The sequence below is a fragment of the Chryseobacterium sp. C39-AII1 genome (assembly GCF_039672645.1).
Classification (GTDB): domain Bacteria; phylum Bacteroidota; class Bacteroidia; order Flavobacteriales; family Weeksellaceae; genus Chryseobacterium.
The window spans coordinates 50,226-66,085 of the sequence record NZ_JBDFPQ010000004.1; the positions used below are offsets into that span (position 1 = coordinate 50,226).

Annotated in this window: 12 protein-coding genes; 7 read left to right on the top strand and 5 right to left on the bottom strand. The window is 34.5% G+C overall.

Annotated features, from left to right (window positions below):
- Positions 1-1,152, bottom strand: a complete 1,152-nt coding sequence (locus ABEG63_RS08265; protein ID WP_346584108.1) for a TlpA disulfide reductase family protein — start codon at positions 1,150-1,152, stop codon at positions 1-3.
- Between the two features lie 176 nt (positions 1,153-1,328).
- Here ABEG63_RS08265 and ABEG63_RS08270 point away from each other — a divergent pair, with 176 nt between their 5' ends.
- Positions 1,329-2,360 carry a histidine kinase gene (locus ABEG63_RS08270; RefSeq protein ID WP_346584109.1) on the top strand — a complete coding sequence of 344 codons (1,032 nt, stop codon included), beginning with the start codon at positions 1,329-1,331 and terminating at the stop codon, positions 2,358-2,360.
- A complete protein-coding gene (locus ABEG63_RS08275; RefSeq protein WP_346584110.1) occupies positions 2,357-3,055 on the top strand; it encodes a LytTR family DNA-binding domain-containing protein in 699 nt (232 codons plus the stop codon). The genes ABEG63_RS08270 and ABEG63_RS08275 overlap by 4 nt, the downstream gene beginning before the upstream one ends.
- 10 nt (positions 3,056-3,065) lie before the next feature.
- Here the strand turns inward: ABEG63_RS08275 and ABEG63_RS08280 are convergent, their stop codons facing one another.
- From ABEG63_RS08280 to ABEG63_RS08295, 4 genes are all read right to left on the bottom strand, one after another.
- Entirely contained in the window at positions 3,066-5,261 is a 2,196-nt protein-coding gene (locus ABEG63_RS08280) for a B12-binding domain-containing radical SAM protein (RefSeq protein WP_346584111.1), read from the bottom strand.
- 67 nt (positions 5,262-5,328) lie between these two features.
- Entirely contained in the window at positions 5,329-6,216 is an 888-nt protein-coding gene (locus ABEG63_RS08285) for a DMT family transporter (RefSeq protein WP_346584112.1), read from the bottom strand.
- Positions 6,217-6,296: 80 nt separating this feature from the next.
- Positions 6,297-7,568 carry an aminotransferase class I/II-fold pyridoxal phosphate-dependent enzyme gene (locus ABEG63_RS08290; protein WP_267403253.1) on the bottom strand — a complete coding sequence of 424 codons (1,272 nt, stop codon included), beginning with the start codon at positions 7,566-7,568 and terminating at the stop codon, positions 6,297-6,299.
- 80 nt (positions 7,569-7,648) lie between these two features.
- Positions 7,649-8,686, bottom strand: a complete 1,038-nt coding sequence (locus ABEG63_RS08295; protein WP_346584113.1) for a cysteine synthase family protein — start codon at positions 8,684-8,686, stop codon at positions 7,649-7,651.
- Between the two features lie 222 nt (positions 8,687-8,908).
- Between ABEG63_RS08295 and ABEG63_RS08300 the strand changes: the two genes are divergently transcribed.
- The 5 genes from ABEG63_RS08300 to kdsA all read left to right on the top strand — a co-directional run bounded on the left by ABEG63_RS08300 (position 8,909) and on the right by kdsA (position 15,751).
- Positions 8,909-12,394, top strand: coding sequence for a DUF2723 domain-containing protein (locus ABEG63_RS08300; RefSeq protein WP_346584114.1), 3,486 nt, complete (start codon positions 8,909-8,911; stop codon positions 12,392-12,394).
- Positions 12,395-12,412: 18 nt separating this feature from the next.
- Entirely contained in the window at positions 12,413-13,762 is a 1,350-nt protein-coding gene (locus ABEG63_RS08305; protein ID WP_346584115.1) for a hypothetical protein, read from the top strand.
- 12 nt (positions 13,763-13,774) lie between these two features.
- Complete coding sequence (locus tag ABEG63_RS08310) at positions 13,775-14,302, top strand: DUF1697 domain-containing protein (protein ID WP_346584116.1); 528 nt, start codon at positions 13,775-13,777, stop codon at positions 14,300-14,302.
- Positions 14,303-14,393: 91 nt separating this feature from the next.
- Positions 14,394-14,807 carry a thioesterase family protein gene (locus tag ABEG63_RS08315; RefSeq protein ID WP_346584117.1) on the top strand — a complete coding sequence of 138 codons (414 nt, stop codon included), beginning with the start codon at positions 14,394-14,396 and terminating at the stop codon, positions 14,805-14,807.
- A 134-nt stretch (positions 14,808-14,941) separates the two neighbouring features.
- Positions 14,942-15,751, top strand: a complete 810-nt coding sequence (gene kdsA, locus ABEG63_RS08320) for a 3-deoxy-8-phosphooctulonate synthase (RefSeq protein WP_346584118.1) — start codon at positions 14,942-14,944, stop codon at positions 15,749-15,751.
- Positions 15,752-15,860 lie beyond the last annotated feature (109 nt).

Below are 15,860 nucleotides of genomic sequence, written 5' to 3' on the forward strand. Positions count from 1 at the left end.
TTATTTGAATAAATTTTTTAAAATTTTTCTTAAACCATTACCACGAAGTTCATCTCCTGAGGCAATAATGGTTCCATTTTGTGTAATTAGAAACGTTGCAGGAATACTATTAACGCCATAAGAATTTGTTGAATTTCCTTTCATCCCTTTTACATCAACGAGATTGTACCAAGGGGTATTTTCTTTTTCCAAGGCTTTAAGCCAGCTTTTCATAGTATTATCTAGAGATACGGCATAGATCTCAAATCCTTTTTGATGATACTGTTCGTAAGCCTTTCGTTGATTAGGAAATTCTGCACGGCATGGCATGCACCAAGATGCCCAAAAATCCAGCATGGTATATTTATTTTTTTTGATAATTTCAGATAGTTTTATTTTTTTTCCATCTGCTGTTATTGCCTCAATATCTTTAAAAGGATGGCCTTTGGCTACTGATTTTGTATTTTCCTTCTGTTTTTGCTCGTCAAGATAGCGGTTTCGGATTTTTGTTATGCTTTCATCTTTTCCTATCCCTTTTTCATAAGTATCCAGTAAGGCAAGTCGGTTTTTCGTTGAATATTGTGCCGTAGTATCGTAATAGTTATTCAGAGTATATGCCTTTACTAGTGCGGGATAATCTTGGGTTAATATATTTTTCTGGTATTTATCCTGTATTGCAAACAGTTTATTTTGTATTTTTTTATAAAGTAATAAAACGGAGTCGTGCGATTTTTTCTTTTTTTTAGCTTCAAACATATCATATCGATCACCTAATTCTTTCATTTTCTTAAAATTTTCCTGAAAATCTTTTTCGTAAGTAAATCCATATACGATTTCATTCATTTTACCACCTTTTACCATAAATACCTGATCTCCAAGAATGGCTTCAAATGTTTCGTTTTCCAAAATAAGTTCCGCTTTGCTTTTCCCAGCCGATATTGCAGCAATACAAGGATGATTTATATGCCCCTTAAATATAAATTTACCATTCTCAATATTGACACTATCCGCTGGCGCAGAGTCAATTTCATTGAAAAAATATACCTTTTTTGGTATTTCTTTCATTCCAATAATTTGTCCTTTTATAATGAATCCTTGTTTTTGCTTTTTACAGGAAATGACAAATAATAATAAAAGGGAAAATACTTTCCAAAAGCTCAATTTATTTTTCATTTTGTAAATATTTTTATTGAGTTATAGATGTAAAATCTTAGACAAACATACGGCTTTCTAGTCGCCATATTGAGATATTAATGACCAACGCTTTGATTTTGATGACAAAATGCCTTGGTCATTTCTTTTTGGCGTTAAAATTAAAATACTGTACTTTGTAACTGAAAAAAACGAGAATGAATGAAAAGATAAAATGGCAAATAGAAAAATACACCTATGAAATTGCTTTTTTCATCATGGTATTATTACTGGTAGGTCTCTATGAATGGATTGCCTCAAACAGTTTTGGATATTTTTTCCCTTCTATATTCTTTTTTTTAATTATTTATTGGCAGGCTCAGCTGTATAAGTTTATCGTATTCCCTCTGTTTAAAAGCCATAAATACTTTCAAGTGATTACCATTACATTGGTTTATCTTACAATTTTGGTTTTGGTATTCTATATTCAGTATAGATTTTGGCTCAACCGTGAGTTTCATCTGGGCATAAGGAAATCAATCAAATTTATGATCTATCATGTGGCAACTTGCAGCATCACTACGATTATCCTCATGTGCCTTTCTCTTATTAAACAATTTTATCAGGAATTAGAAAAAAGAATCACAGCTCAGCAGCTGCTTGGAGAGATCAAAGTAAAATTACTTCCTGCTCAGCTAAGCCCTCATTTTTTCTTTAATATGTTTAATAATTTGTACGGAGTGAGTCTTACAGATCCCAATAGAATCCCAAATTTAATATTAAAGCTTTCGAATTTAATGCGTTATCCTCTTGAAAATGGTGATAAGCCGCTCGTCAGCATAAAAGAAGAAGTTGATTATATTGAGAGCTATATTGAGATGGAAAAAGTACGTATTGGAAGGTGTTGCCAAGTGATCGTAATTTTACCACAAAATAAAGAACTTTTTTCGCTCTATTATATTGCTCCGTTGATATTAATCACATTGGTTGAAAATGCTTTTAAACATAGCGCCGGAACAATAGGAAATTGTTTTATTAAGTTTCAGTTTGAGCTTAATGCAAAAGAATTTAGCTTAAAAATATGGAATTCGGTGCCAGAGACTATTGTTAATAAAGAATCTATGGGAATAGGGCTTTCAAATATCCGTAAGCGGCTAGACCTCCTGTATTTAGATAAGTATACTTTCGAAACCTTTCGATCTAACAAAGTATTTAAAACGGAATTAACATTTAAATTAAATGCGCTATGACTCTTAGAAAACCTTTAAACTGTATCATTATTGATGATGAAGATGGCGCCCATCTTGTGATTGAACATCATCTGAAGGGCTTGGAATGTCTGAAATTATGTGGTAATTTTTTTGGTGCAAAAGAAGCGATGGATTATATCTACAAAAATCCTGTAGATCTGATATTTTTAGACATCAATATGCCGGGAATCAGCGGTTTAGAAATGCTGGCAGCCATGACGCGACCGCCATTGGTAATTTTAACCACCGCTTATTGCGAGTTTGCCCTGGAAAGCTATGAATATCAGGTAGTAGATTATCTGGTGAAACCTATTGGGGTATCTAGATTTTTGGCTGCTATTGATAAGGTTATTGCGAGATTTCAACCTAAGGAAATTAATGCAGATGAAGAACTAATAACTTTAAAAGTTGAGGGTGAATATTTAAGAATAAATCCCCAAGATATTGATTATATACAAAGTTGGGGAAATTACGTTAAAGTATTTACGAAAGGACATTTTGTTCTCGCTTCTACAAGCACGTGCGAATTAGAAAAAAAACTGGATCCTTCCAAATTTATCCGTATTCATAAGTCTTATATTGTTGCTTTAAATCACATTCAAAAAATAAAAGGCAGTCATGTGTATTTGTTAGACGAAATTATTCTTCCGATCAGTAATACACATCGCAAACAATTATTGGAGAGATTAAAATAATAATACTAAATTACAAACTCAAAATCACCCCATTTTCCTTCAACTGCTGTATAGGCTTCGAAAACCAGAATAATTCAAAATCATCAAAATGTTCTTCAAAATTGGTTTTTAATTGTTGAAGTGTAATTTTTTTAGCATTTTCTGTTGAATTTTCTTCCAACATTTTAACCAGCCATTCCGCCTGTTCCTGATCTAAATCTATTGAAACAATATTGGTCTTTAAATGAAAAGTAAGTCGAGTATACGAATAAGTTGCTTTCTTTTTAGTTTTTACACGATTCTCTGCGATTACATTTTTAGTTAAAAATACGATCTTCGAATTGCCCTTAAATGTAAAATTATCGTCATCCAATAAACAATCATGAATATAATCTGGATGGATCGTTGTTTTCGGAACTTTAAAATCAAACCATTCCTGAAGCGGAAGTTCAAAATTAATTCCGTGCATATAATTGAACAAGGATTTTTTTAATCCAAAGCTGAATTTTCCATGATCAATTCCTGTTTTGTCCGTAAAATCAATGTCGTTATTGGCGAATAAAACATCCTGTTTAACTGGCGTTACGCCAAATTCTTCAGGAGCCATACCTACAGGCGAATGAGCAGTCATGGCAAACTGATGCCAAAAACCACTTTGCAGAATTCCCATTTCAAATAACTGACGAACCATTTCCAAGGAATCTACCGTTTCCTGAACGGTTTGAGTAGGGTAGCCGTACATCAAATAGGCATGAACCATAATTCCTGCTTCTGTAAAATTTCGGGTAACTTTTGCCACCTGATCTACTGAAACGCCTTTATCGATGAGTTTCAATAATCGGTCGCTTGCCACTTCTAATCCTCCGGAAACTGCCACGCAGCCTGAAAGTTTTAATAAAAAACAAAGATCTCGTGTGAAACTTTTTTCAAAACGAATATTCGTCCACCAGGTGACAACTAAGTTTCTTCTTAAGATTTCTAAAGCGACTTCCCGCATCAAAGCAGGTGGCGCTGCTTCATCTACAAAATGGAAACCTGTTTCTCCCGTCGTTTGGATCAATTCTTCCATTCGGTCTACCAGAATTCTGGCGGAGACGGGTTCGTAAATTTTAATATAGTCTAAAGAAATATCGCAAAAAGTACATTTTCCCCAGTAGCAGCCGTGTGCCATGGTTAGTTTATTCCATCTTCCATCACTCCACAAACTGTGCATCGGGTTGGCAATTTCAATAACAGATACATATTTATCCAGCTGCAAATCTGTATAATCGGGAGTTCCGACATCTACCTGCTTATAATCGTGCTTTTTAGCATTGTTTTTATAAACGACTTCTTGATTTTCAATTAAAAATGTTCTTTTAAACTGAAGTTCTTCCTCAGGATGCGGGTTGCATACATTTTCACACAGCAGTTCAAGAGGAACTTCTCCGTCGTCTAACGTGATAAAATCAAAAAAATCAAAAACTCTTTTATCTTTTACTTCTCTCAATTCAGTGTTGGGAAAACCTCCGCCCATTGCGGTTTTAATATGAGGATAATGCTTTTTAATGAATTGCGCACATCGAAATCCCGAGTATAAATTTCCAGGAAAAGGAACTGAAAAACAAACCAGTTTCGGCTGAACTTTTTCTAAAGTTTCATGAAGAATTTTTAAGGTAAAATCATCAATAAAAGTCTGTTCATCGGATAATTTTGCATGTAATTCGTCAAAAGAATTAGCACTTTTTCCCAATCGTTCCGCATATCTGCTGAATCCAAAATCGGAATCTACATTTTCAACAATATAATCTGAAAGATCTTCTAAATATAAAGTTGCTAAATGCTTTGCTTTATCTTGCAATCCCATATTACCGAATGCAAATTCCATATCATCCAATTGATTGAATCGGGAAGCTTCCGGAAGAAAATTCATAGAGCAGATCTGTCTTGCCAGCGTCGGGTTTTTACCCTGAAGAAAAGAGATCACCTGATCAATCGTCTTAAGATATTCTTCGCGCAAGGCAAAAATTCTTTGTGAATTTTCTGAAATAGCAGGAAGGTCAATTTCTTTATCAAAGACTTTCTGAAGTCCGCTTTTTGAAAATAATTCTAAAATTACTTCAATTCCCAAATCGATTTGATAGCTTGAAATATTTTTGGTATTTAAAAAACCTTTAATATAAGCAGTCGCGGGATAAGGAGTATTCAGCTGGGTAAAAGGCGGTGTGATAAGAAGCAGATCTTTCAATAGAAAAATTTTTACAAATTTATTTTAAATAATTTAAATTTTTGTGAATTGGTATTTTTATAATATTCTATAAACTTTGGATTTGTCTTAATTTTCTACTGTCGGCAATAACATTTAAAATAACACCGATCAGAATTAAAGTAATTCCCCAGAAGAGATTTAGCGTGAACTTTTCATTAAAAATTAAAACACTGATCATTACGGCAATTACGGGTTCTAAAGCGCCTAAAATTGCTGCGGCTGTCGATCCTATTTCTTTAATCGCATATACCAGACACAAGCTAGAAATAACCGTTGTAAGAAAAGCAAAGATTAAAAAATTAAAGAAAGTAGAAGTAGAAGGGATGGCAAATGAGTGATGCCCAACCATCGCATTGATCATAAAAAATCCTGCTGTAAAAAGCATGGAATAAAAGGAAAGCTTGAATCCTGAAACTTTTAAATTAGCTTTATTAACGATGATGATATAAAGTGCATAAAACAGTGAACTTAGCATAACAATTCCTAATCCGCTATAATTGATTTGTAAGCTGTTTCCTTTTAAACAAAGTATAATAACGCCTGCAAATGCTAAAAGTAATGATGAAACCGAAAGCTTTGTCAGTTTCTCTTTAAAAAAGAAAAACATCACTAAGGCCACAATAACGGGGTAGATGAATAAAACCGTGGAAGCAATGCCCGGCGTGAGGTAATCGTAGCCTAAAAATAAAAATTCTGAGGAAAGTGCATAGCACATTCCGAGTATTGCAAATATTAATAATTCTTTTCTGTTGATAGAAAAACTTTCTTTAGAATAGAGTAAATATCCGCCAACCATTAAGGCAGAAAATAAAAACCTATAAAATAAAGTAACATCCAGTGAGAAATGCGCGTGCTTAATGGGCAAAATAAAAATGGGCAGCAATCCGTACGATACGGCTGATGTAATGCCCAACGCATAACCTTTCAATTTCATCTTTTCTTCAAACTAAAATTTTTATAGACAATTCATAAAAAACCACCGAATAAATTTCAGTGGTTTTTCAAATTTTATTATTAAATAGGTTTAAAGCTTAAACCTTGTTCCTGTAATAATTTTTGCTCCTGTTCTTTATAGTAACCACTTACTAATTTGTCGTGAATGGCTTCAAACGCGGCAAGAGTTTCTGTAATTTCCGCATCGGTGTGTGATGCTGTCGGAATTAATCTTAATAAAATCATCCCTTTTGGAATCACAGGATAAACAACCACTGAGGTGAAAATTCCGTAGATCTCTCTTAAATCTTTTACCAAAAGAGTAGCTTCTACCGGAGTTCCCTGCATCATTACAGGCGTTACACAAGTATTGGTATCTCCGATATTGAATCCTCTTTCTTTAAGACCATTTTGTAGTTTATGAGTGTTTTCCCAAAGTTTAGCTTTAATCTCTGGTTTTGTTCTCAAAAGCTCCAATCTTTTCAAACCTCCGATTACCATTGGCATTGTTAAAGATTTAGCAAAGATTTGAGATCTTAAGTTAAACTTCAAATATCTGATAATCTCTTTATCCCCTGCGATGAAAGCTCCAAAACCAGCCATAGACTTGGCAAAAGTTGAGAAATAAACATCAATCTGATCTTGGCAACCTTGCTCTTCACCAGCTCCAGCACCTGTTTCTCCAAGTGTTCCGAATCCGTGAGCATCGTCTACCAATAATCTGAACTGATATTTAGACTTTAATTCGCAAATTTCTTTCAGTTTACCTTGTTGTCCTCTCATTCCGAAAACCCCTTCAGTAATTACTAAAATACCGCCTCCTGTTTCTTCAGCTACTTTTGTTGCTCTCTGAAGATTTTTTTCAAGGCTTTCAATATTATTATGCTTATAGGTAAATCTTTTTCCAGCGTGAAGTCTCACCCCGTCTACGATACAAGCATGAGAATCCATATCATAAACAATTACGTCATTTCTTCCTACCAAGGCATCGATGGTAGAAACCATCCCCTGATAACCAAAATTTAATAAATATGCAGATTCTTTCTGAACAAAATCAGCCAATTCTCTTTCCAACTGCAAGTGCTGTTCTGTTTCCCCCGACATTGCTCTTGCCCCCATCGGATAAAACATTCCGAATTCGGCAGCCGCTTTTGCATCCGCTTCTATTACTTCAGGATGGTTACACATTCCCAAATAATCATTAGCACTCCAGAAAATTACTTCTCTTCCCTGAAATTGCATTCTCGGGCCAATAGGTCCCTCCAATCTAGGGAAAATAAAATAACCTTCACCGTAATCTGCAAATTGTCCAAGAGGTCCTGGATTTTCTTTTATTCTTTCAAAAATATCCAACATTTTATATAGTACTTTTAAGAAAAAAAGCCTTTTGTAGTCTACAAAAAAGGCTTTATTTGTATCGTTATTCTTTTATTTTATTTAATGAATTCCGTTTTAAAAACTTCATCATAATTATGAACGCAGTTATTCACAAATCCTTGTTCAGCCATCCATTTATCACTGTATACTTTGGTGATATATCTTGAACCGTGATCAGGATAAATTAAAACAACCACATCATCTTCTGTAAATTCATGAGACTGTGCATACTGAATCAATCCCTGAGTAACAGCTCCTGTAGTGTAACCACCCATAATAGCTTCTTTCAAGGCAATTTCGCGGGTTCTGTACGCAGACATTTCGTCGTTTACTCTTACAAATGCATCTACTTTGTCAAAAAGGAGGGCAGAAGGGATTAAATTTTTTCCCATTCCTTCGATTTGATAAGGGTGAACATCTTCTTTGTGAATTTCTCCTGTCTCGTGGTAACTTTTCAAGATAGAACCATCTGCATCCACACCGATGATCTTGATATCAGGATTTTGTTCCTTTAAAAATTTTGCTGATCCGGATAAAGTTCCACCAGTTCCTGTGCATGCAAAAAGGTGAGTGATCTTTCCTTTTGTCTGCTCCCAAATTTCAGGACCTGTAGTCTGATAGTGCGCGTCAATATTCAATTCATTGAAATACTGATTGATATACACTGAATTTGGTGTTTCTGCAGCTATTCTTTTTGCTACTTCGTAATAAGATCTGGGATCATCTGCTGCTACATTTGCCGGGCAAATATATACAGTTGCTCCCAATGCTTTAAGATAAGCTATTTTTTCGGGTTTTGTCTTGTCGCTCACGGCAAGAATACATTTATATCCTTTAATGATGCAAACCATTGCAATAGAGAATCCGGTGTTGCCGGACGTAGTTTCAACAACTACAGAGTCTTCTTTTAATAAACCTTTTTCTTCAGCGTTTTCTATAATATGAAGTGCAATTCTATCTTTAGTGGAATGTCCAGGATTATATGACTCTAACTTAGCATAAACGGTGGCAGGAATATCTTTTGTAACAGTATTTAGCTTCACCATAGGGGTATTTCCTATAAGGCCAAGTATATTATCGTAAACATTACTCATTAGTTCGTTATTTTTCAATAAAAATCTGACCGCAAAAATACAAAAAAATAAATAATTACTAAACTTTTGTTTGATTTCTAAGCAATGAGTAGATAAATTTTATTTTTCTAAGTGCAATCCAGAGATGAAAGTTTTCAAAAAACGCGCCAAATTCTTTAAATTTTGTTAAAAACAGTCTTAAATCATATAAAAGCCTTATTTTCGCGTAATTGATTTAATACTATGAAAAATTGGACTTTTAGGCAATGGAACACCGTCCTCGGATGGGTAGTTTTCGTCATTGCATTTTTCACGTACTTGTCCACCATAGAGCCCAATTTCAGTTTCTGGGATTGTGGAGAGTACATTTCCTCAGCAGTAAAATTAGAAGTAACGCACGCCCCCGGTGCTGCATTATTCCAGATTGTGGGTGCGGTGGCAGCCATTTTTGCTTTAGGAAAGGGCGAAAATTATTCTATCGTGATCAACGCGATGTCTGCATTGTTTAGTGCTTTTACGATTTTGTTTTTGTTTTGGACGATTACACATTTTGTAAGAAGACTTTTAAACAAAGACTTTGAAGACGTTACGAGACATCAGGAAATTTCTATTCTGTTTGCAGGTTTGGTAGGCGCTTTATGCTTTACTTTTTCAGATACCTTCTGGTTTTCTGCTGTGGAAGGAGAGGTTTATTCGATGGCTTCTATGTTTATCGCGCTTTTAGTATGGTTAATTACCAAATGGGAAAACGAATATCAGGCGGCAGACAGCGAAAGATGGGTTATTCTTATTTTCTTCATTTTAGGGCTTTCTGTAGGGGTCCACATGATGTGTATGTTGGCGATTCCTGCAATCTGTTTCGTATATTATGCAAGAAACTATAAGTTTACGTGGAAGAATTTTCTGTGGGCAAACGTGATTACCTTAGTTATTTTAGCGATTGTTTTTAAAGGAATTTTCCCTTTCATCATGACGATGTTCGGAAAATTGGAAATTTTCTTTGTAAACGGTTTAGGTTTACCTTACCACTCAGGAACAATTGCCGGATTTGTTTTAACGGTTGCTATTTGCTATTTCATCATTAAATATGCAAAAAGAGCAAAGAAAAATATTTTTCAGACAGCAGCTTTATCGGTTGTTTATATGATGATCGGGTTTTCTTGCTGGATGGTAATTCCTATCAGAGCGAATGCTAATCCTCCAATGAACCTTAACGATCCGGATAACGCGATCGGAATGCTTGATTATTATAACAGAGTACAGTATGGTGACTGGCCAACAGCTTACGGACAAAACTATACGGCATTCTTGGATGCAAACGGTATTCAGAAAAATGAAGACGGAAGTTTTAAAACTGAAAAAACCGGAGACATTTACGAAAAAGACGAAAAAACAGGAACATACAGAAAAACAGGAGACCGTTTTAATTATGTTTTCAACAAGTCTCAGGTAAGCTTTATGCCGAGAATGTTCAACGAAGATAAAGATGTAATGGCGAATTACATTTCGATGTACGGAGCACCAGATTTTACCTTTAATTATGCCAATGAAGATGTGGCAGACAATCCTGAAGCAAAGCAGGTTTTCGATGAATTGAGAAAGAAATACGAAGATAAATCGATCACAGTTGCTGATTATTTAAAAGTAAAACCTTATAATTTAATTAATGTTCAGAGACCAACTTTCGGTCAGAATTTAGATTATTTCTTCACATTCCAGAACGGTTATTATTTTGTAAGATATCTAATGTGGAACTTCGTAGGAAGACAAAATGACCTTGAAGGAAACATGGAAAGCACAAAAGGAAACTGGATTTCCGGGATTCCTTTCATTGATAATGCATTGTGGGGAAATGCCGATAAAATGCCTTCAAAATTTAAAAATGAAAGTACGGTAAAATTCTTCTTCTTACCTTTATTATTAGGATTGATAGGATTTTTCTTCCAAATGAATAGAGATTTCGGTAGATTTTATGCAATTCTTTCTTTATTCATCATTACAAGTGTCGGAATTATTTTCTACACAGGTGTCAAGCCTTTCGAACCGAGAGAAAGAGATTACGCAATGGTTGGCTCATTCTATGCTTTTGCGATTTGGATTGGTTTAGGAGCAGGTGCCATTCTTTGGTTCTTACAGTCTAAAGTAAAATCGAACGCTGCAAACATTGGTTTAGGCGTAGTTTTATTAGGAGTTCCTTTTATGATGGGCTTCCAGAACTACAACGTTCACGACAGAAGTGACAGATTTACAGCGTATGACTACGGATATTCTATTTTAAAAACATTACCGAAAAATGATATTTTATTTGTTTATGGTGATAATGATACGTATCCGGTTTGGGCAATTCAGGAAACTCAGCAGTTCAGAGATGATGTGAAAGTAGTTAACTTCACGCTTCTTTCAACACCTTGGAATATCGATCAGGTAAGAAGAAAAACATATAATGCAGATGCGATACCAAGTGTATTAACGCACGATGATTACAGAGACGGCTCAAACGACCAGATTTATCTAATGAAGAAAAACGACTGGGAAGGAATTTTCGCTTCGTTAAAAGAACAGGGCGCTCCGGAAACAGAACTTCAGTCGTTCAGAAAATATTTAGTTCAGGATTCAATGACGTTGAAAGAAGCCGTAAACTTCATCAAACATAAATCTCCTGAAAAAGATGAAATTCTTAAAATGATCTTCGGTGAAGAGAAATATGAAAAGTATAATTTCTTACCGGTAAACAAATTTATTCTACCTGTAAATAAAGAGAATGCTTTGAAAGCAGGAATCATCAATCAGGCAGATCTTCCGAATACGGTAAACCAAATTATGGTTAAATATAGATCGAATACGCTTTATAAAAACAACTTAATGATGTTTGATATTTTAGCTAATTTCGATTGGAAAAGACCTATAAATTTCTCTTCTGGAGGGGTTTACGACAGCGAAAATATTTTCTATCTTGATGAATATCTTCAGTTTGACGGTTTTAGTTATCGACTAATTCCGATTCATACGCCGCAAACTCCGGATGGTGAAATGGGAAGAGTAGATGCAAACTCTCTTTACAACACCGTGAAAAGCTTCAAATGGGGGAACTTCAAAAACCTCAATAACCATTTTGATGAAACAGCTACTTCTAATATCATGAGCTACAGAAGTTCTGCAAGCAGAGCAGCGGCAGCATTAGCGATGAGCGGACAAAAAGCAAAAGCGCTTGAATTGTTAGATTTAGCAGCAAAAGAAATTCCGGCTCAAAAATACAACGATCCTCGTTCTTTAAGCTCTTTGGTTTACGGATATATCGTTGCAGGACAAGAGAAAAAAGCGTTGGAACTGGCTGAAGTTCTTAAAAAAGGAATTTTTGAAGAATATGATTATTATGCAAGCCTTAAACCTTCTGAACAGAGATATTTAAGAAGAGCAATGGGAGTGAAGCCGATGGAATATTCGATGGTTGTGAAAGCTGTTACGGATGCTTATACTCAAATTGGTCAGAAAAATAAGGCATACGATTATTTGGTGAGATCTATAGAGCCAATTGATAAGAAATTCAATACTTTTGTAGGTAATCTTAAAGAAATGGGTAAAGAAAAAGCCATGAAAGAATCTGAAAACGTCCAGAAAATAACGCCGTTCTATCAGTATTTATTCGATGTAATGGAGCCTTTTGATTCTACCTATTCTAAAGAAAAAGAAGAACAGATTACAACATCAATTATCAAAGCAACGCAATAACCAGAAACATTTTTTAAGATGATGAAATATGTAGGAAAAACTAATTTCCCTTTAAAAGTTTTTTCAATAGCCATTTTTATATGGATATTTTTAGCAGTAAGTATTTTTTTACTCAATAAATATGTGGTATTTACCGGGAACAATCTTGTATTTCCGTTCTCGGTAATCTATCCATCCTCATTTCTACTAGTAGGCAGTTTATTCTGCCTACTTTTTTTAGGTACGGGGCTCTTGGCTTTTTTACACTATGAAAAACTGAATTTCTTTTGGATTTTTCTGATTTGTGTTGTATTAATTATTTTAGGAAATATGGGCCAGGGAAATGTAGACATAGCTTTTCTGCAGCCGTTTTATTACAAAGGCAGACAATATTACACAGATGCTTTAAACATTACCGATTGGCAATTATGGATTCAGAATTTCAACAAAAATCTTGAATCTTTCCAGCTTCATACAAAAACGCATCCACCTTATACCACATTGCTTCATTATGCTTTCATGGAATTGTTTAACGGTAGTATTTTAGGGATGAGCTTAGGCTTCTTAGCGATTTCTGTTTTAAGTTTTCCGTTGATGAATCTATTAATGAAAAATTTTAATATCGATGCTCAAAGAAGAAAATTATTACTACTTTTCTTCGCGGTAATTCCTTCGGTTAATATTTATCTTTTAGTTTCAATTGATGCTATTGTCCTTACTTCTACGTTACTTTTCCTTTGCGGAATTTCCCAGATTTATATTCAAAATAAACTAAATTTTGTTGGCGTTTTAATGGCCTCTGCCGGACTAATTATTACTAATATGCTTACTTTTTCAGGTTTATTTCTGCTTGCATTTGTTGGAGTTTTATCGCTGATTACTTTGTATAAAAAGAATTTTGCCGTTTTCTTTGCTGCTGTTATCAGCTTTATTTTTACGGTCGGATTTTTTTATTTCAGCTTCGAATATACAGGAAGCAATCATTTAACAACCTTTTTTGAAGCAAGTCATTCAGAAAATCCGAAAGGTTTTATGCTATTACATTCTCCGGTTATTTATTTCTTTACACGATTAGAAGACATTGGCGAAATATTGATTTTCCTTTCATTCGCATATGTGGCTTATTTCTTTAGCTTTAAAAACAGAAATTTTTACCTCTTTAAAGACAAACAAGTAAATACTTTTTCTTTTTCAGGATTAATAGCGTTAGGATTAATGCTTTTAACCGGAGCTTACGGAACGGGCGAAACAGCAAGAGCTTGCTTGTATATCGTTCCGTTTTTTGTTTTGTTTTTAAAAGATTTGAGACAGGAAAAATTAAATGTTCTTTTCGTAATGTGTTTATTACAAACGTTTGGAATGCAGTTAATCGGAAATTATTATTGGTAAAAACTAGAAATTATGAAATATTGTGCATTTCTTCGCGGCGTAAATGTAAAAGGAACCAATATGAAAATGATAGATGTTTGTCAGGTTTTTAAAGAAGCCGGAGTGAACGATGTTATTTCTATTTTAGCTTCCGGAAATATTATTTTTTCATCAGATAAAAAACCTGAATATTTAAAGATCATCCTTGAAAAAGCCATGTCTGAACATTTTTCTTACGAAGCTTTTTTATTCATTAAATCTCATGAAGAAACAGAACATTTCTGGAACGGAAATCCATTTGAAAAGAATGAAGATTTTCATATTTATGCTTTTGTAGGAATCGATGGAGTTGAGAATATTTTGATGAATGAATTCGAATCTGCTGTAAAAACAGAAAATGAAGACGCAAAAATTGTAAATCATATTTTCTACTGGCAGGTTCCGAAAGGAAATACATTAGATTCGTCATTTGGAAAGGTGTTGGGCAAGAAAAGTTTAAAAGATCAATTCACCAGCCGAAACATCAATACATTTGAAAAAATTGTAAAGAAAATGAACTAAGCCCTTTTTTAAGGGCTTTTTTAATAAAAATTATCGCTGTGGTAGCTTTTTTCTTTTTAAATTCGCTTTCTGTTATAAAAAATTATTATTAATGATCTATTCAAAAGAATATACGGTAAAAGATGAACATATTGATGTTCAAGGCATTATGGACGGACTGTACTATCCGTTTTATATGGAATATTGCAGGCATGCTTTTATTGATGAAGTGTTGGGTTTTAACCTTGAAGAAGAAGCCCACAAAGGTAATAATATGGTGCTGTCCGAATATAAAATCAACTTTGTGAGATCTTTAAAAAAAGATGACACAATAAGCGTTACTTGTGAGTTGTATGGCGATAAAGACGGATTGCCAAGACTTCATTTTAAACAATCTATTATTTTAAACAAGAAAATTGTTACTAAGGCTGTATTTACAGGAACCTGCGTTCCGGCAACCGGAGGCAGACCATTTATCCCTGAATCTCTGCAAGCGATTATAAAAAATGCTCCAGTTTTGGAATAAAATGGGATTTTTTTTGGGTTTAAAACTAAATTGAAAGATTTAAACTATATCTGGGATATCTATCAAACCTGCGAAATAATTTCTAATTCCCGAACTTTATCAGTATTTTTACTGAACTTTTTAATTAAAATAAAATGATTCAGTATTTAGATAATATTCAGCACAAACATTCCAAAAACTTTTTCTTAATTGCAGGGCCGTGCATCATCGAAGGTGAAGATATGGCACTAAGAATCGCTGAGAAAGTCATTGAATTGACAAATAAATATAATATTCCCTACATTTTTAAAGGAAGTTTTAAAAAAGCTAATCGAAGCAGAGTAGATTCTTTTACGACCATTGGTGAAGAAAAATCTCTTGAAATCCTTAAAAAAGTAGGTGAAACATTCAATATTCCGACAACGACAGATATTCACGAAAATGAGCATGCAGCTTTGGCGGCTCAATATGTGGATGTTCTTCAGATTCCTGCATTTTTAGTGCGTCAAACAGACCTTTTGGTTGCTGCTGCGGAAACAGGAAAATGTGTTACGTTGAAGAAAGGGCAGTTCCTTTCTCCGGAATCTATGAAATTTGCTGTTCAGAAGATCACAGATTCCAAGAATGAAAAAGTTGCCATCATTGAAAGAGGAAACTCTTTCGGATATACAGATTTAATTGTAGATTACAGAGGGATTCCGACTATGCAGCAATATGCACCTGTCATTCTGGATGTTACCCATTCTTTGCAACAGCCCAACCAGAGTTCTGGGGTTACGGGAGGACGTCCTGATCTTATTGAAACTGTAGCAAAAGCAGGTATTGCCGTGGGAGCAGACGGTATTTTTATCGAAACCCATCCAACACCCGAAACGGCTTTATCAGACGGCGCCAATATGTTAAGATTAGACCTTTTGGAAGATCTTTTACAAAAATTAACCAGAGTAAGAGAAGCTATTTTATAATTCATCTTATTGATTTTTATTTGAAGCTTTTCCCCGCTTTCCGCACTCGCTATTTTTCAGTTTTGGGTTTGTGGGGGGGGGGGGGGGGGGGGGGGGGGGGGGGGGGGGG

Bases quoted from the DNA above. Each gene is read 5' to 3' on its own strand.
- ABEG63_RS08265 (WP_346584108.1), bottom strand. From the start codon at position 1,152: ATGAAAAATAAATTGAGCTTTTGGAAAGTATTTTCCCTTTTATTATTA.
- ABEG63_RS08270 (WP_346584109.1), top strand. From the start codon at position 1,329: ATGAATGAAAAGATAAAATGGCAAATAGAAAAATACACCTATGAAATT.
- ABEG63_RS08275 (WP_346584110.1), top strand. From the start codon at position 2,357: ATGACTCTTAGAAAACCTTTAAACTGTATCATTATTGATGATGAAGAT.
- ABEG63_RS08285 (WP_346584112.1), bottom strand. From the start codon at position 6,216: ATGAAATTGAAAGGTTATGCGTTGGGCATTACATCAGCCGTATCGTAC.
- ABEG63_RS08295 (WP_346584113.1), bottom strand. From the start codon at position 8,686: ATGAGTAATGTTTACGATAATATACTTGGCCTTATAGGAAATACCCCT.
- ABEG63_RS08300 (WP_346584114.1), top strand. From the start codon at position 8,909: ATGAAAAATTGGACTTTTAGGCAATGGAACACCGTCCTCGGATGGGTA.
- ABEG63_RS08305 (WP_346584115.1), top strand. From the start codon at position 12,413: ATGATGAAATATGTAGGAAAAACTAATTTCCCTTTAAAAGTTTTTTCA.
- ABEG63_RS08310 (WP_346584116.1), top strand. From the start codon at position 13,775: ATGAAATATTGTGCATTTCTTCGCGGCGTAAATGTAAAAGGAACCAAT.
- ABEG63_RS08315 (WP_346584117.1), top strand. From the start codon at position 14,394: ATGATCTATTCAAAAGAATATACGGTAAAAGATGAACATATTGATGTT.
- kdsA (WP_346584118.1), top strand. From the start codon at position 14,942: ATGATTCAGTATTTAGATAATATTCAGCACAAACATTCCAAAAACTTT.